The following is a 15,824-nucleotide window of genomic DNA, read 5'->3' as shown; positions in this document are numbered from 1 at the left end:
TGGAGGTGCCGATGTTCGCTGAACTGATTGCCCGCGCCTGCAGTGCGGCCATCCACGTAGTGACCGGGGCACGCGCGCTGTGGGTCGGCTGTGCGCCGTCCAGCGAGCACCGCGTTTACTACGGCAACCATGCCAGTCATGGTGATTTCGTGCTGATCTGGTCGTCGATGCCGCCGGCATTGCGGCGCCAGGTAAGGCCGGTCGCCGCCGCCGAGTACTGGCAGCGCGATGGTCTGCGTCGCTATCTGATCGATGCAGTGTTCAATGGCGTGCTGGTGGAACGCGAGGCGGGCAACCGCCATCAGGATCCTCTGCAGGTGCTGCGCGATGCGGTGGACGGGGGCTGTTCGTTGATCCTGTTTCCGGAAGGCACGCGCAATATAGGCGATGAGCCGCTGTTGCCGTTCAAGAGCGGCATTTACCATCTGGCCCGGCAACGCCCGGAGCTGGAATTTGTGCCGGTGTGGATCGACAACCTGAAGCGGGTGATGCCGAAGGGGCGTTTCCTGCCGCTGCCGCTGCTGTGCACGGCGACGTTCGGCTCGCCACTGCGGCTGCAGGCCGATGAGGACAAGGCCGCGTTCTTGGCGCGCAGCCGCCAGGCACTGCTGGCGCTGGCCCCGAACGGAGGCCGCGCATGAGCTTCATGATCGATGTATCCGGTGATCTTGCCGCGCGCAGCGTGGGCCAGCAGACCGGCCTGCTGTTTGCCGGGGTAGGTGCGGTGCTGGTGGTGGCCACGCTGGTGGCCGAGACGCTGCGCTGGCGCCAGCGCGGCAAGCCCAGCGCGGTGATCGCCAACCTGGTCTCGCGTATTCGTGCGTGGTGGGTGATGGCCATCGTGGTCGGGCTGGCGCTGTTTTTCGGACGCGCCGGCGTGATCGTGCTGTTCGCGATCATCTCGCTGTTCGCACTGCGTGAGTTCATCACCCTGGCGCCGACACGATCAGGCGATTACTACGCGTTGCTGGCTGCCTTCTACATCGTGCTGCCGTGGCAGTACTACCTGGTGTGGATCGACTGGTACGGCATGTACACGCTGTTGATTCCGGTATATGCGTTCCTGTTTCTGCCGATCCTGGCCACCATCGGTGGCGACACCACCCACTACCTGGAGCGCACGTCGAAGGTGCAGTGAGGCCTGATGATCTGCGTGTTCTGCATCTCGCATGTGCCGCTGCTGCTGAACCTGCGCGTGCCGGGCTACGATCCGGCGCGCAACGTGCTGCTGTTCGCCTTTCTGGTGATCGTGGTGCAGTCGTCGGACGTGCTGCAGTACATCTGGGGCAAGCTGCTGGGCAAGCACCTGATCGCGCCGAAGCTGTCGCCGTCGAAGACGGTGGAAGGCTTCGTGGGCGGCGTGCTCTGTGCCAGCGCGCTGGGTGCCGCACTCTGGTGGATCACCCCGTTCACGCCGCTGCAGGCATTCGGCCTGTCGCTGCTGATCAATCTGATGGGGTTCTGGGGCGGCCTGGTGATGTCGGCCATCAAGCGCGACCGCGGCATCAAGGACTGGGGCAACATGATCGAGGGCCATGGCGGCATGCTCGATCGGCTGGATTCAGTGTGCTTCGCCGCGCCGGTGTTCTTCCACGTGGTGCGTTACTACTGGAAGGCGGGTGGCGGCGGGTGATTCCGCCAGAGGGCCATTCACGCATGGCGTGGATCTACCCGAGCCGGTAGTGCCGGCCGCTGGCCGGCAACCTCATGAACGATGACAGCGTGTTGCGATTGCCGGCCAGCGGCCGGCACTACCCATGCGGCGCTTACGCGCTGATGCCGTATTCCTTCAGCTTCTTGCGCAGGGTGGCGCGGTGGATGCCCAGCATCGCCGCCGCGCGGCTCTGGTTGCCTTCGCAATGGTTGAGCACTTCCACGAACAGTGGAATCTCCATCTCGCGCAGTACGATCTCGTAGACATCGTCCGCATCGCAGCCATCGAGGTCGCGCAGGTAACGGCGCACGGACTGGGCCACGTGTTCGCGCAGCGGTGGCCGGGCAGCGCCACGACTGTTGTCAGGACGAGAAAGGACAGCGTTCAAGGGGGGTTCCCGATCTGGTTGGTCCATGCACGCGGGGCGCCGGACCGGATGAGGTGATGGCGGTCAGTCTAGCGCGAGCGTGCCCGACCTGCCACGACCGGACGGTCCGACCAAGGTCAAAGGAACTCGAAGGTGAATGCGACCGTGGATGCGGCAGGTTCCTGCACGCGGAAGGCGATGCGCGCGCTTTGACCCGGTTCCAGCGGGGCCGCCCCGGGGTTTTCACCGAGGTACTGCGCCGGTGAGAACACGCCGGTGCCGATCACGCGACCATCGGCATCGGACAGCGACAGGCGCAGATCCGGCCATGCCTGCGGCCAGCGCGCGTCGTTGCGGATGCTGGCCTGGATCTGCAGGACGCCGGCCTGGGCCGGCAACGGGCGGATTTCACGGCTGGTCATGGTGAATGCAGTGGGCTCGCGCCAGGCGGGGAGCGTGCAGCGCAGCACGTTGCACAGCGCGCTGATCCACGGCCGGGTGCCGGCATCGGCGGCCAGCCGTGCACGATCGGCAAGCACGCTCTGCAGCAACAGCAGCAGTGCCAATGCGGCCACCAGCAGCCAATGCCAGCGAGGGGTTGGCTGCGCCCGTGGGCGCACGCCGAGGAAGCTGGGCGCATCGGCGACGGTGGCAACGATGCCGGGTGTGGCAGTGAAGGCCGGTTCGATGATTGGATCATCGGCAACCAGCGATTCTGCTTCTGTTGCCGCCACGATGTCCGTTGCCGGGTCTATGTCGTCGATCACCGGCGCTGCATCGGTCGGCACCGGTTCACGCGGTCCGGTGGCTTCAGGCGTGGCATCGCGCTCCTGCGCGGTGCGCAGGAACGTGGCCAGGGGACGGCGCGGTGGGTTCGGCTCGGACATGCTCACGCGGGCTCGGATCCAGCGGTCATTCAACCACGATCAGGCGCGGCGTACGCCGGTGATACGCATCCAGTCGCCATCCTGGGTGGCCTGCAGGTCGTCGAACCACGTCGCATAGCGCTGCAGCAGTTCGTCTTCCTGGCCCTGCAGGATGCCCGACAGGGCAATGCGACCACCGGTGGCGACACGGGCGGCCAGCAGTTCGGCCAGTGCATCCAGCGCGGAGGCCAGGATGTTGGCGACCACGATCGGATAGGTGGCGACCGGTTCGTCCTGCGGCAGGTACACCTGCATGCGCGCCTGTTCGCCGTTGCGTTCGGCGTTGTCGGCGGTGGCGATCAGCGCCTGCGGGTCGTTGTCCACGCCGATGGCCTGGGCGGCACCAAGCTTCAGCGCGGCCAGGGCGAGAATGCCCGAGCCACAGCCGAAGTCGAGCACGCGCTGGCCCTGCAGCTGGCCATCAACGGCCAACTGGTCCAGCCAGCGCAGGCACAGCGCGGTGGTCGGGTGGGTGCCCGAGCCGAACGCCAGGCCCGGGTCGAGGCGCACGATGGCGGCGTCGGCAGCCTGCGCGGCCTCCGGCAGCTCATGGTTCCACGGCACGATCCAGGTGCGGCTGCCGAAGTCCATCGGCTGGAACTGGTCCAGCCACGCGCGCTCCCAGTCCTGGTCTTCCACGGCGCGGAAGCTGCCGTTGCTCCAGTCCAGCTCCGGGTCGAAGGCTTCCAGCGCGGCCAGCAGCAGCAGGGCGTTGCTGTCGGCCGGGAACAGCGCGCTGAGCACCAAGGTGTCCCACAGCGGGGTCTCGCCCACGCCGGGCTCCAGGATGGCCTGCTCGTTGCTGGTGTCGGCTTCGGCATCAAGCAGGGTCACCGCCAGCGCGCCGACGTCCTCCAGCGCATTCTCATAGCGGGGCTGGGTGGCTTCGGTGCAACGCAGGGTCAGTTCCAGGAACGGCATGGCGGTGAGGGCAATCGCGGGAAAGGGGGCCATGCTAGACCATCACGGCGTCTCCGTATGCCTTGAGATGAACGAAGCCGATTCAGACAGGCCTCACGGGCCTTGCTAAACTCGGCGCTTTCCTGTGCGCCGTACCACCGACCGTTGCCGATGGCTTTCGCCCCGACCCTGAAAACTTGGTTGCTCGTCCTGCCGGCCGTGGCCGTGCTGGGCGTGGCCGGTTATCGGGCCAATGGCCACAGCCGGGACATGGACGCGCGCGGCGATGTACCGCTGGCTGCCCAGGCCAGCGATGTGCAGGGGGCGCTTGCGCCGATGATGCCGGAAGCACTGTCACGCCGCCTCACCGCTTTTGAACGTGGCACCGCGCTGCCTTCGGGCCTGCCGCTGGATATCCGCGCCGACATCGAAAGTGCCACCGATCTGTACGCCTACGCGCAGCGCCTGCGCGTGCAGGCCGACCAGGGCAACCATGAGGCGCGCTGGATGCTCAGCCGGGTCTATGACTACTGCGCGCAGTACGCCGTTGATCCGGGCGGCTATCGCCTGGACAACAACGTGCTGTCCGGCCTCGGCCTGAGTGCTGCACCGGAGATGGTGGAGGCGCGCGAGCGGGTGGCGCAGCGCTGCGGTGGCTTCGTGCCCGGCGACAAGCTGGGGCCGGCGCTGGTGCTCGGCGAGCGCCGTCGTGCGGCCCAGCAGGGCAACCTCGCTGCTGAAGCGGCGCTGTTTGCCGAAGGTGAGCCGCTGCACGACAACGAGCAGTACCGCCGTGATCTGGTCGAGCGCGTACGTACCTCGCGCGATCCGGAAGCCTATATGGCAATCGCGCCGGGCATGGGATTGCGTGCGGCGGGCGACAAGGCGTTGACCGGCATGGTGGCCGGTGAACAGCTGAGTGAACTGGCATGGCGGGTTGCGGCCTGCGAACTCGGTCTTCCCTGTGGAGCCGACAGCGTGCTGGTCAACAGTTTTTGTGCGAATGGAGGGATCTGTTCGCCGGATGGAACGCAGGACTTCCGTGAATTTGTGTATGACGCCGCGGTTTCGCGGCAAGGTGCGGGGAAAATGAAGGAATGGATCAAGCGATTGATTGGAACGAGGGACGGGCGATGAACTACCGTCGATTCCTGCATGGGGCCAAGTTCTGGTTCTGGGTGGTGTTGTTCGTGGCGTACTCGGCCGGTGCCGTGGGCCTGCTGATGATCGACACCTACGAGGACCGCTACCGGCATCTGTCGAAGGTGGAACTGACCTCGGTGAAGGCGCAGGAAGATATACGCCGTGCCGGTGCCAGCCAGGTTGCTGCCGTTTACCGCGCGCAGAGTGGCGTGCCGTTCTCGTCGTTGCCGGCCGGCAGCACCTTCCAGGTGGTGTGGCCGGATGGCTCCAGCGAGACCATGGTGATCGTCGATCCGACCTCGCCGAACGGCGTGCGTCCTTTGGCGAACTCGCAGATTCCCGCGGAAGTGGCCGACAAGCGTTGAAGGTAACGCCGGGCCATGCCCGGCGGCATTGCGCCTGGTTGCCTTTTCGCCGGGGATGGCCCGGCGCTACCGGACGGCAAACAGAAAAGGGCGGGGAAATCCCCGCCCTTTTCGTGTCCAGCGACAGCAGTTGCCGATCAGGTCAACGCGATCGGCTTGCTCTTGCGCTCGGCAAGGCGCTTTTCCAGGTAATGGATGTTCTGGCCACCGGCCTGGAAGCCCTTGTCGCGCATGATCCGCTGCTGCAGGGCGATGTTGGTCTTGATGCCATCGACCACCATCTCGCTCAGCGCCACCCGCATGCGGGCGATGGCGGTCTCACGGTCCGGACCGTGCACGATCAGCTTGCCGATCATCGAGTCATAGTTCGACGGCACGCGGTAGCCACTGTAGATGTGGGTATCGACGCGCACGCCGGGGCCGCCCGGTGCATGGAAGCCGGTGATGGTGCCCGGGCTCGGCACGAAGGTTTCGGCGTCTTCGGCGTTGATGCGGCACTCGATCGCATGGCCGGTCAGCACCACGTCGCTTTGCTTGATCGACAGCTTCTGGCCGGCAGCGATCTTCAGCTGTTCGGCGACCAGGTCGATGCCGGTGACCATCTCGGTAACCGGATGCTCCACCTGGATGCGGGTGTTCATTTCGATGAAGTAGAAACGGCCGTCTTCGTACAGGAACTCGAAGGTGCCGGCGCCGCGGTAACCGATACGGATGCAGGCTTCCACGCACACCTTGCCGATCTGCTCGCGCTGCTCGGTGGTGATGCCCGGTGCCGGCGCTTCCTCGACCACTTTCTGGTGACGACGCTGCATCGAGCAGTCGCGCTCGCCGAGGTGGATGGCATTGCCCTGGCCGTCGGCCAGCACCTGGATCTCCACGTGGCGCGGATTCTCCAGGAACTTCTCCATGTAGACCTCGCCATTGCCGAACGCGGCCTTGGCCTCACTCTTGGTGGTCTCGATGGAGGTCTTCAGCGAGGCTTCGGCGTGCACCACGCGCATGCCGCGGCCACCGCCGCCACCAGCTGCCTTGATGATGACCGGGTAGCCGATCTCACGGGCGATCTTGGTGTTGGCGACGATGTCTTCGCCGAGCGGGCCACCCGAGCCGGGCACGCACGGCACTCCGGCCGACTTCATGGCGCGGATCGCTTCGACCTTGTCGCCCATCAGGCGGATGGTGTCTGCCTTCGGGCCGATGAAGATGAAGCCGGACTCTTCCACGCGCTCGGCGAAGTTGGCGTTCTCGGACAGGAAGCCATACCCCGGGTGGATGGCCTGGGCGTCGGTGACCTCGGCCGCGGCGATCAGCGCCGGGATGTTGAGGTAGCTTTCCGCCGACGACGCCGGGCCGATGCAGACCGATTCATCGGCCATGGCCACGTGCTTGAGGTTGCGGTCGACCGTGGAGTGCACGGCCACCGTGCGGATGCCCAGGGTATTGCACGCGCGCAGGATGCGCAGCGCGATTTCCCCTCGGTTGGCGATGACGACTTTGTCGAGCATGGCAGCCGCCCCTTAGCCGATCACGAACAGCGGCTGGTCGAATTCCACCGGCTGGCCGTTCTCGCCGAGGATGGCGACGATGGTGCCCGACGCATCGGCTTCGATCGGGTTGAACATCTTCATCGCTTCGATGATGGCCAGGGTCTCGCCGGCCTTGACCTGCTGGCCGATGCTGACGAACGCCGGCTTGTCCGGAGCGGACGAGGCGTAGAAGGTGCCGACCATCGGCGAGCGCAGCACGTGGCCTTCCGGCAGTGCGTTGCCCGGCTTGGCGGTGCCGCCGGTGGAGGCTTCGGTCGGCGACTGCATCGGCATCGCCGGGGTGGCCGGCTGGGCGGCGACCGGGGCGGCCATCATCATCTGCGGCGGGGCCTGCATCATGCCGTAGCCGGACACCGGAGCGCGCGACAGGCGCACCGACTCTTCGCCTTCCTTGATTTCGATTTCAGCCAGGTTCGACTCTTCCAGCAGGTCGATCAGCTTCTTGATTTTGCGGAGATCCATGGTGGCCTCTTTGCTCTTTGATGTCAGTGTGGTGGGAAGCGCGTTGCGCTCGGGTCAAAGCAGTTCGTAGAAGTCGCGCAGCTGCCGGGTGCGGTCGCGCGCGAGGGTGATCAGGCAGCGCATCTGTGCGCCATTGCGCGCGGTGCCGTCGGAGTTGAGGGCATACACCGCCTGGCAGTCGTGGTCGCGCAGCTGCATCCATGCGCGCTGGGCCAGCACCAGTTCCTGTTCGGCGTTGCCGCAGTAGCTGCAGCTGCCGCCGTTGGCCGGCGTGCGCAGCTGCCTGCGCGCCTGTGCGTAGACGGCGTTGAGTTCGACGTCGGCGGCCGCTGCCACGTCCGAGGCGCACAGGTCGCTCTCCATCGTGGTGGTCGGATGCGCGCAGTCGATGCCTTCGGCCTCACGGTCGGACGCGGCGGCAACGCCGCACAGGCTGGCCCACAGCACAACGCTGGCGAGGACGCGCGACAGGCTCATGACGCGGCGGCAGCCTGCACGCGTGCCAATGCCGCGTCCATCGCATAGCGGTAGCTGTCGGCACCGAAGCCACACACCACGCCCACCGCCTTGTCGCTGAAATAGCTGTGCTGGCGGAAGGGCTCGCGGGTATGCGGGTTGGACAGGTGGATCTCGATGAACGGCACCGCCACCGCTGCCAGCGCATCGCGCAGGGCAACCGAGGTATGGGTGAAGGCGGCCGGGTTGATCAGGATGAAGGCGGTTCCGTCGTTGCGTGCGGCCTGCACACGATCCACCAGGACGTGCTCGGCGTTGGACTGCAGGGTCTCCACCGCATGACCCGCGGTAGCGGCCTGGGCGACCAGCGCCTGGTCGATGTCCGCCAGCGTGGTGTGGCCGTAGACCTCCGGCTCGCGGGTGCCGAGCAGGTTGAGGTTGGGGCCATGCAGGACCAGCAGCTTCGCCATGGGATCCGATTGACGGGAAAGGGCGGCAGTCTGGCGGAAGCTGAGGATGCTGTCCAGTTCGGCGAAATTAGTGGTGTTTAAAGCGACCGTTTGAAAACGCCGTGCGCCGCATGGCTGCTCACTATAGCTAGTGGAAATTGCGCGCGCCGACCATTCCCCATGTCTGGCCGCCACCGCCGGGCCGCATTACGTACGACACTGCGGAGGTTGCCAGGGTGTCCCTACACTGCGCCTACCCGCCATGTCGGCGTTCATGGATGCCCGCCTTGCCTACCTCCTTGCGATTGCCGGCACTGCTGCTGGCAATGCTGCCTTTGAATGCGCTGGCTGCCGAACAATGGATCGTTGCCACCGACCTGCGGGGCAACAGGAACTACCAGACCCTGCATCTGGACGTGCAGGGCGGGCGCATCGCCGGCCGGCTGGATGCCGACCCGGTCACCGGCACCCTGAGCGCCGGACAGATGGTGTTCACCGCAACGGACAGCCAGGGCCAGCGCTACCGGTTCGACGGGCGCATTGACGGCGCGCGGATGCAGGGACAGAGCGATCAGCCGGACACCAACAACCGCGCAGTGCGTGCCGTCCACGCCTTCAGCGCATGGAAGGTACCGGCGCGGGCCTCGACCGCACCGCAGCGTCATGTGTTCACGCCTACCGACTATTCCAATACGTTCAGCGCCGACCGCGCGCCGGTGCTGGTGATCTGGCCGGGGGACTCGGTGCAGACCCGCACACTGGACTCTGGCGGCGTGGACGAGAACGGCGTTACCCGTGCGCTGTTCGGCAATCCGCAGGTGGGGCCCTTCTTCGTGGTCGGTGCCGAACCGGGCGATACGCTGGCGATCACGCTGACCTCGCTGAAGCTCAACCGCGACCATGCCGACAGCCTGGATGGCCTGGTGGGACGCTTGAAGACACCGCGCGTGGCCGCCGAAGCCGGCGGGCTGGGCAAACCGGTGCGCTGGCAACTGGACCGCAGCAAGGGCATCGCTCGTCCGCAAGGGGCAAGCGGTGGCCTGCGGCATTTCGAAGTGCCGGTGAAGCCGATGCTCGGCGGCCTGGCGCTTGCGCCGGGCTTCGGCTACCCACCGTTCTCCACCGGTGATACCGCTGATTTCGGCGGCAACATGGATTTCAACGCCGTGGTCGAGGGCAATACGGTCTACCTGCCCGTGCAGCAGCCAGGCGCCCTGATGTACCTGGGTGATGGCCACGCCTTGCAGGGTGATGGCGAAACCACACAGTGGGCGCTGGAGACCTCGCTGGACGTGGAGGTGAAGGTCGAGCTGTTGAAGCAGCATGCGATCGTAACGCCGCGGGTGGAATCGGCAACGCAGATCATGACCCTCGGCCAGGGTGGGTCCAGCGATGATGCGCTGCGCATCGCCACCTCGGGCATGCTGCAGTGGCTGCGCCAGGCCTATGGATTGACGTTGTCCGAGGCGACCCAGGTGCTGGGCGTGGCGGTGCAGTACCAGGTGGCCAACCTGGCCGGGCGCAGTGTTGGCGTGGCGGCGAAGTTGGACAAGGTGGTGTTGCGGGGGTTGAAGGTGCAGACGACAGCGGCACCGGGCGGCGCCGCCGTGAAGCACGCTGCCAAGTGACCATTGCCCTGATGGCAGCTTGGGAAGGCGTATGAACCAGGAGTCCGTGATGAGTGTCGACGCGATCCAGAACCGCCGGGCTGCCTTCAGGGCACTTCATGCATCTGGTTGCTTCCTGCTGCCCAACCCATGGGATGTTGGCAGTGCCGTGGCGCTGGCGCGGCTGGGTGCGCAGGCACTGGCCACCACCAGCTCCGGCCATGCCTGGGCCCACGGGCAGCCTGACGGGACGATGGGTCGCAGCGAGATTCTCGCCCATCTGCGAACGATGGTGGCGGCGACCGATCTGCCGGTGAACGCCGACTTCGAAGATGGTTTCGGCAGCAGCCCGGAGGCGGTGCACGAGAGTGTGTCGATGGCGATCGACACCGGCGTGGCCGGCCTGTCGATCGAGGATTCCACCGGCGATGCGGAGCATCCGCTGCGCAGCATCGCAGACAGCGTGGCCCGGCTGCAGGCCGCGCGCCGTGCCATCGATGAAAGCGGGCACGACGTGCTGCTGGTGGGGCGCGCGGAAAACTTCTTCGTCGGCCGCCCCGATCTGGACGATACGTTGGCCCGCATCCGCGCCTATGCGCAGGCGGGTGCGGATTGCCTGTACGCACCGGGTATCCGCAGCGCAGAGCAGATCCGCGCCGTGGTGGATGCCGCCGCTGGCAAGCCGGTCAACCTGCTGATCGGTTCGCCCGGGCAGATGACGCTGCAGCAGGCGGCCAGCCTCGGCGTGCGCCGGGTCAGTGTCGGCGGTGCGCTGGCCCGCAGTGCGTGGGCAGGCTTTCTCGACGCCTCCCGGCAGATGCTTGCCGGTGGATCATTCGACGCACTGCCGGGCACCCCGTCAGGTGCCGAGCTCAACGGGTTGTTCAAGCCGTAAGCGCGTGCGGGCTAGTGGGGCGGTGCCGGCGACGAGGGGGGCATCCTGCCGAGCGCTTCGCGCACCGCGCGCTGCAGGCCCTGCACATGGAACGGTTTGGCCAGGAAGGGCGCGCGCCGATGCCTGACCGGCACCAGCTGGTCGTATACCGCTGAAGCGAAAAGATAGGGGATGCCCAGTTCGAGCAGCCGATCGGCCACAGGGAATACCACGCCATCACGAAGTTCCACGTCCAGCACGGCGCCATCGAAGTGGCCACGGTCGAGCATGCCCAACGCCTCGAAGACGCTGTTGGCGTGGGCGATTTCGTTGCCTTCGTCGGTCAGGGCCTGTTCCATCAGATCAGCCAGATCAAGCTGGTCTTCCACAAGGAGCAGGCGGGGTAGCGGTGCGGGTCGTTCGTTGTTGCTCTGCATGGGTGTTGTCGTGCGAATGCTGCTCTGGTCTGGCAAGCATCCGCTTACCGGCATCAAGGCCGTGGCAGCCCGGTGTGGCTGTGATGTGCACAACAGCGACCGCAGCGCGCAACAGCATTCCACCGATGGTGCTGGTGCTGGCTGCAATCGTAGTTACCATTGGTAACTAGTGAACATCAGAGCCCCATCATGCATACCCATATTGTCGTGGCACATCCTGAACCGGCCTCGCTCACCCATGCCGTCGCTGCGCGGATCGGCGAGGCCATCGTCAACGCCAACGCCGGCAACACGGTCACCACCGTGGATCTGATGGCGGAAAGTTTCGATCCTCGCTTCAACGCGCAGGACCACGCTTTCTTCCGCAGAACCACAGCGCTGCCGGCCGATGTGGCCGCCGAGCACGCACGGCTGGATGTGGCCGACACGCTCGTGCTGGTCTATCCGCTCTACTGGTGGTCGTTCCCGGCGCTGCTGAAGGGGTGGATCGATCGCGTCTTCACCCAGGGCTGGGCCTATGACGAAGGTGCCGATGGCAAGGTGGAAAAGAAGCTGCAGCGGTTGCAGGTGCATCTGGTGGCGCTGGGCGGTGCGGGCCAACAGATGATCGACCGGCGTGGCTATGGCGAGGCGATGAAGACCCAGATCGACCAGGGCATCTTCGATTACTGCGGAGCGCCGGTGCTGTCATCCACACTGCTGCTGGATGCCGACAGCGGCATGGCCGAAACGCATCTGCAGACGGCGGTGGACATCGGACGTAAGATCGGAACCCCCGCGCCCTGACGATCACCCTTGCCTTCCAGCCCTGCCGTGCCTGAGCTCCGTCGCCGCCTGACCCGCGAACAGCGTGCCCGCCAGCTGCTGGACGTGGCGTGGGCGCTGGTCGGCGAAGAGGGCACCGATGCGCTGACGCTGGGGCGCCTGGCCGAGGCGGCGGGTGTCGCCAAACCGCTGGCCTACGGCCACTTCGAAACCCGCAACGGCTTGCTGGCCGCGCTGTATGCCGACTATGACCAGAGGCAGACCGTGGTCTTCGATGAGCGTATCGGCGCCGCGAAGGCGCGGCTGAAGGATCGAGCGCGTGCCATCGCCTCGGGCTACATCGATTGCGTGCTGTCACAGGGCAGCGAGATCCAGGACATCCTCGCCGCCTTGGCGGGATCGCCGGAACTGCGGGCGGTGCGCCGTTGCTATCAGCAGGATTTCATCGACAAGTGCGCGCGGTGGCTGGGACCATTCGCAGCGGGAGAGGTCGTGCCCGCCAGCGGCCTCTGGGCCATCCTCGGTGCCGCCGAAACCCTGTCTGAAGCGGTTGCGGCCGATGCGGTGGAACATGCGGCCGCCGAGGCCGAGCTGGAGCGCGTGATCGTCGCCATCGTCAAGCGCAGCACCTGAATCATGTGCGCGGAGCGACCTGGAGTTGCTCGACGTTGACCGGTGGCAGTGGCACGTCGGGCTGCAGGTCCGGCAACAGCTGTCGCAGCAGCTCCGGCATCGTCTGCATCGCGGCACCATCGATGTAGCGCCACTGCGTTTCACCGACGTGCCGGATGGCGACCATGAAGGCGAGGCTTCTCACGGTCTGCGCGTCGACGGTGAACACCGTGGTCCGTGGCACGAAGCAGACCTCCTCGTCGCCGGCAGCATAGGTGCGGGTCGGTTCACCGACATCATCGCGGATGACCTTCACGCCCATGTCGTCGAGTGTCTTCATCGCATCGCGCGCGGCCTTGGCATAGGCCGCATCGCCGCCGGCAAACCGCTTCACGCTGGGATGCGTGCGCGCGATCATGGCATCGGTATCGCCGCGGGCGAACGTGGACAGCAGTGATCGCACATCCCTCTGCAGCGCGTCGGTCTCGGCAGGAGTGAGTTCGCCGGCATGGGTGAGTGCAGCTGCGAACATGCAGGACAGCGCAAGCATCCAGCACAAGATGCGTCGATCCATCGATGGGGTACTCCTTCGGGCGCTGGACTATAGAGCGCATTGCATCTGGTGTCTGCCCGGTCTGCCCGTCACACGGGATGGGCCTCGGCCCTCTCGGCGATGGCGAAGCCCGCATCAAGCTGCGCGCGGACCTGGTCATCGCGCGACGCACGGGAATCAGCACCCAACACCACGTTGATCAGGCGCAGTGGCAAGGCGTGCCCAGCGCACCTGCGACGGGCGGTGGCCGCCAGGCAGAATCCCGCAGCCTGGGTGTAACCGGTCTTCAAGCCATCCACACCGTTTTCGCCGAGCAGGGCGTTCTGGTTCGCCTTGTGCAGCGTGCGGTGCGCGAAGCTGCGCTGTGCGGTGATCGCCAGCAGACCCGGGTAGCGCGCCAGCAGGTGGGCGGCCAGCATCGCCATGTCGCGTGCGGTCGACAGATGGCCCGGGGTGGTGATGCCGGACGCGGAGATGAAGTGTGTATCGTGCAGGCCCAGCGCCCGCGCGTGGTTGTTCATGTGCTGCGCGAACGCCGCCTGCGATCCGGCCAAGTGACGGGCCAGGGCGAGCGCGGCATCGTTGCCGGAAACCACCATCAGGCCCTCCAGCAGTCTGCCGAGGGCGATGCGTTCGCCGGGCACCAGGCCCATCCGCGTTTCATCGTCGGCCACCTCGTGTACGTCGCGCGGATCGATGGCGATCGTGTTCGACCACGAACCGCCCGACTGCGCGAGCAGGTCGTACGCGGTGTAGGCCGTCATCAGCTTGGTCAGCGAGGCCGGCGGTCGTCGCAGCTCCGCGTGCTGCTGCTGGAGGATCTCGAGGGAGAGGGCATCGATCGTGATCGATGACGCGGGCGGGCGAGGGGCGTGCGATGAAGACATGGTCGCGCAAGCGTAGCCGGAAGTGCGCATGCCGTGGGCATTACCTGCACATCCTGCGAATACGCGCCACGCGATCCTGTGGTCATGGAGCCAGGCATCCGCATCGACGGCCGCGTCTTCGCCTACGTCTTTCCCTGTGCTTGGGAGGACTACGCGAAGATTGGTTTCTCGCGCGATCCGCTGGGCCGGATCAGTGCGCTGCATCGGCGCTGGTTCGAGTTCTTCGATCTGGAAGCGGGTGCGCTGGTCGAGGCGGAATCCGAGCGGGATGCGCGTGACCTGGAACTGCAGTTGCGCCGGCCCTTCAAGCTGCATCGTGCGCCGGCACCGATGACGGTGCAGGACAAGGCCGGTGGGCGCACCGAATGGGTGCGCGGGGCCAACGCCGCCTTGGCCGAGGCGGTACGTGCGCTGGCACAGCAGGGCTATCACACCTATCCGCTGCGGCTGTGGCTGCGGGCGGCGATGGTCCAGCGTCTGGACCGGCTGCATGACTGGGCCGCAGCGCAGGCGCCGGAAGAGGAAAGCCTGCGCACGCCGGTCGGTGTGGTCGCACTGCGCGAAGCCCTCGATGCGTATCGTGCGCTCGCTATCGATCCCGAGCCGTGGTTGCCGGAGCACCTGCAGCGCGGCGGGTGACACTTCCCGAGGTGGCCGGGACGTTGGCCGGCCGCGGTGCCCGGCGCGCATCGGGCGCTGCGGGAACGGGATTGGCCAGACGCTGGGCCAAGGCAACGTTGGTCACGTGCCCCTGCAGGAACAACAGACCGCTGAAGATGTTCATGATTGCGCCTCCACTTGAGTGGAATGCACGATACGGGCAGCATGGGGGGCGCAAAAAGCGACATTTCCGCAAGATCGACTTGAGAGAAATTCAAGACTTATGTCCCGCCCACCGCTGCATGCCCTGCAGGGCTTCGTCGCTGCCGCACGCCTGGGCAACCTGTCCCGCGCCGCCGCGTCGATGAACCTGACGGTCAGTGCGCTCAGCCATCAGATGCGCCAGCTCGAGGAACGCCTGGGCCAGCCGCTGCTGATCCGGCAGGCACGCGGTGTGGCCTTGACCCTGGAGGGACAGCGCCTGCTGGATCAGGTCGGGCCCCATCTGGATGCGATCAATGAAGCCTTCCAGCCGTACGCCGCGAGGCCAGAGCATGTACTTACCCTCAGCGCCGTGCCGTCGATGGCCAGCGCATGGCTGGTGCCACGACTGGGCAACTTCGTGGCCGCGCATCCACAGATCGAAATCAATCTGCAGTCGAGCGAGCGGCTGATCGACTTCGACCGGCAACTGCAGTTCGATGCAGCCCTGCGGCTGGGCAGCGGACAATGGCCGGGACTGGTGGTGGAACCGTTGTTCGACGAATGGCTGCTGCCGATGGCCAGCCCGGCACTGATCGAGCGCATGGGTGGCATCGGCCACCTACCGTTGGCGCAGTGGCCGCTGCTGGGAGACCCTGACGGCGCGTGGGGCGCATGGTTCGCGCTGACCGGGCAGCGCCCACCGGCGCGGTTCGTGGCGGTGCTGGATGATTCCGAAGCCCACCATCGCGCTGCGCTGGACGGCGTCGGTGTTGCACTGGGGCGGGTCACGCGGGCGCGGCTGCTGCTGGATTCCGGCCAGTTGGTTGCGTTGTCGGACCTGCGCCTGAAAACCGCATGGCCGCATTGGCTGGTGTACCCGCAGCGCTCGGTACGCCACCGTGGTTTCCTGGCCTTCCGCGAATGGCTGCATGCGCAGGCGGCCGAGCATGTGCGGCACATGCAGGCCGCCGACGCGGGATAGCGCCCGTCGCGCAGGCGCGATGCTGTGGCGTGTG

The 15,824-nt window shown here is 66.3% G+C and carries 19 protein-coding genes and 1 pseudogene; 10 read left to right on the top strand and 10 right to left on the bottom strand.

Annotation, left to right across the window (positions count from 1 at the left end):
• Positions 1–11 precede the first annotated feature (11 nt).
• Positions 12–641, top strand: a complete 630-nt coding sequence (locus tag ACEF39_RS19000; RefSeq protein WP_500286197.1) for a lysophospholipid acyltransferase family protein — start codon at positions 12–14, stop codon at positions 639–641.
• Positions 638–1,633, top strand: a pseudogene (locus ACEF39_RS18995) (phosphatidate cytidylyltransferase). The gene ACEF39_RS19000 and the pseudogene ACEF39_RS18995 overlap by 4 nt, the downstream one beginning before the upstream one ends.
• A 133-nt stretch (positions 1,634–1,766) precedes the next feature.
• On the opposite strand, the gene fis reads toward ACEF39_RS18995, so the two are convergent.
• The 3 genes from fis to prmA all read right to left on the bottom strand — a co-directional run bounded on the left by fis (position 1,767) and on the right by prmA (position 3,868).
• Positions 1,767–2,042 (bottom strand): DNA-binding transcriptional regulator Fis, encoded by a 276-nt coding sequence (gene fis / locus ACEF39_RS18990; protein ID WP_006397198.1) that lies wholly within the window; start codon positions 2,040–2,042, stop codon positions 1,767–1,769.
• Between the two features lie 116 nt (positions 2,043–2,158).
• A complete protein-coding gene (locus tag ACEF39_RS18985; protein ID WP_500288054.1) occupies positions 2,159–2,908 on the bottom strand; it encodes a DUF3426 domain-containing protein in 750 nt (249 codons plus the stop codon).
• Positions 2,909–2,947: 39 nt separating this feature from the next.
• Entirely contained in the window at positions 2,948–3,868 is a 921-nt protein-coding gene (gene prmA / locus ACEF39_RS18980) for a 50S ribosomal protein L11 methyltransferase (protein ID WP_500288053.1), read from the bottom strand.
• A gap of 150 nt (positions 3,869–4,018) precedes the next feature.
• On the opposite strand from prmA, the gene ACEF39_RS18975 reads away from it, so the two are divergent.
• Positions 4,019–4,984, top strand: coding sequence for a hypothetical protein (locus ACEF39_RS18975; RefSeq protein ID WP_500286196.1), 966 nt, complete (start codon positions 4,019–4,021; stop codon positions 4,982–4,984).
• Entirely contained in the window at positions 4,981–5,355 is a 375-nt protein-coding gene (locus ACEF39_RS18970; protein ID WP_500286195.1) for a hypothetical protein, read from the top strand. Before ACEF39_RS18975 ends, ACEF39_RS18970 begins: the two co-directional genes overlap by 4 nt.
• Before the next feature lie 137 nt (positions 5,356–5,492).
• Here the strand turns inward: ACEF39_RS18970 and accC are convergent, their stop codons facing one another.
• The 4 genes from accC to aroQ are packed head-to-tail and all read right to left on the bottom strand — an operon-like array spanning position 5,493 to position 8,290.
• Entirely contained in the window at positions 5,493–6,860 is a 1,368-nt protein-coding gene (accC, locus tag ACEF39_RS18965) for an acetyl-CoA carboxylase biotin carboxylase subunit (protein WP_089237274.1), read from the bottom strand.
• Positions 6,861–6,872: 12 nt separating this feature from the next.
• A complete protein-coding gene (accB, locus tag ACEF39_RS18960) occupies positions 6,873–7,364 on the bottom strand; it encodes an acetyl-CoA carboxylase biotin carboxyl carrier protein (protein ID WP_500286194.1) in 492 nt (163 codons plus the stop codon).
• A 54-nt stretch (positions 7,365–7,418) separates the two neighbouring features.
• Positions 7,419–7,841, bottom strand: a complete 423-nt coding sequence (locus ACEF39_RS18955) for a lysozyme inhibitor LprI family protein (protein ID WP_500286193.1) — start codon at positions 7,839–7,841, stop codon at positions 7,419–7,421.
• Complete coding sequence (aroQ, locus tag ACEF39_RS18950) at positions 7,838–8,290, bottom strand: type II 3-dehydroquinate dehydratase (RefSeq protein WP_500286192.1); 453 nt, start codon at positions 8,288–8,290, stop codon at positions 7,838–7,840. Before aroQ ends, ACEF39_RS18955 begins: the two co-directional genes overlap by 4 nt.
• Before the next feature lie 266 nt (positions 8,291–8,556).
• Here aroQ and ACEF39_RS18945 point away from each other — a divergent pair, with 266 nt between their 5' ends.
• Both ACEF39_RS18945 and ACEF39_RS18940 read left to right on the top strand, forming a co-directional pair.
• Complete coding sequence (locus ACEF39_RS18945; protein WP_500286191.1) at positions 8,557–9,897, top strand: acetamidase/formamidase family protein; 1,341 nt, start codon at positions 8,557–8,559, stop codon at positions 9,895–9,897.
• A 46-nt stretch (positions 9,898–9,943) separates the two neighbouring features.
• Entirely contained in the window at positions 9,944–10,771 is an 828-nt protein-coding gene (locus tag ACEF39_RS18940) for an isocitrate lyase/PEP mutase family protein (RefSeq protein WP_500288052.1), read from the top strand.
• 11 nt (positions 10,772–10,782) lie between these two features.
• Here ACEF39_RS18940 and ACEF39_RS18935 read toward each other — a convergent pair whose 3' ends face one another.
• Positions 10,783–11,187 (bottom strand): response regulator, encoded by a 405-nt coding sequence (locus ACEF39_RS18935; RefSeq protein ID WP_500286190.1) that lies wholly within the window; start codon positions 11,185–11,187, stop codon positions 10,783–10,785.
• A gap of 189 nt (positions 11,188–11,376) precedes the next feature.
• Between ACEF39_RS18935 and ACEF39_RS18930 the strand changes: the two genes are divergently transcribed.
• Both ACEF39_RS18930 and ACEF39_RS18925 read left to right on the top strand, forming a co-directional pair.
• Positions 11,377–11,973 (top strand): NAD(P)H-dependent oxidoreductase, encoded by a 597-nt coding sequence (locus ACEF39_RS18930; protein ID WP_500286189.1) that lies wholly within the window; start codon positions 11,377–11,379, stop codon positions 11,971–11,973.
• Between the two features lie 48 nt (positions 11,974–12,021).
• A complete protein-coding gene (locus ACEF39_RS18925) occupies positions 12,022–12,585 on the top strand; it encodes a TetR/AcrR family transcriptional regulator (RefSeq protein ID WP_500288051.1) in 564 nt (187 codons plus the stop codon).
• Position 12,586: 1 nt separating this feature from the next.
• Here ACEF39_RS18925 and ACEF39_RS18920 read toward each other — a convergent pair whose 3' ends face one another.
• Together ACEF39_RS18920 and ACEF39_RS18915 are read right to left on the bottom strand one after the other, a co-directional pair.
• The gene (locus tag ACEF39_RS18920) at positions 12,587–13,138 is read right to left on the bottom strand and encodes a hypothetical protein (RefSeq protein ID WP_500286188.1); all 552 of its coding nucleotides are present in this window, start codon (positions 13,136–13,138) and stop codon (positions 12,587–12,589) included.
• A 68-nt stretch (positions 13,139–13,206) separates the two neighbouring features.
• The gene (locus tag ACEF39_RS18915; protein ID WP_500286187.1) at positions 13,207–14,004 is read right to left on the bottom strand and encodes a D-alanyl-D-alanine carboxypeptidase family protein; all 798 of its coding nucleotides are present in this window, start codon (positions 14,002–14,004) and stop codon (positions 13,207–13,209) included.
• Positions 14,005–14,088: 84 nt separating this feature from the next.
• Here ACEF39_RS18915 and ACEF39_RS18910 point away from each other — a divergent pair, with 84 nt between their 5' ends.
• Together ACEF39_RS18910 and ACEF39_RS18905 are read left to right on the top strand one after the other, a co-directional pair.
• On the top strand, positions 14,089–14,643 hold the full coding sequence (locus ACEF39_RS18910) for a GIY-YIG nuclease family protein (RefSeq protein WP_500286186.1): 555 nt from the start codon (positions 14,089–14,091) through the stop codon (positions 14,641–14,643).
• A gap of 244 nt (positions 14,644–14,887) precedes the next feature.
• On the top strand, positions 14,888–15,790 hold the full coding sequence (locus tag ACEF39_RS18905; protein WP_500286185.1) for a LysR substrate-binding domain-containing protein: 903 nt from the start codon (positions 14,888–14,890) through the stop codon (positions 15,788–15,790).
• Positions 15,791–15,824 lie beyond the last annotated feature (34 nt).

Source organism: Stenotrophomonas indicatrix (assembly GCA_041545745.1).
In the GTDB taxonomy this organism is placed as follows: domain Bacteria; phylum Pseudomonadota; class Gammaproteobacteria; order Xanthomonadales; family Xanthomonadaceae; genus Stenotrophomonas; species Stenotrophomonas indicatrix_A.
The sequence above is the reverse complement of the archived record's forward strand: the minus strand, read 5'-3'. Positions and strand labels throughout refer to the sequence as shown.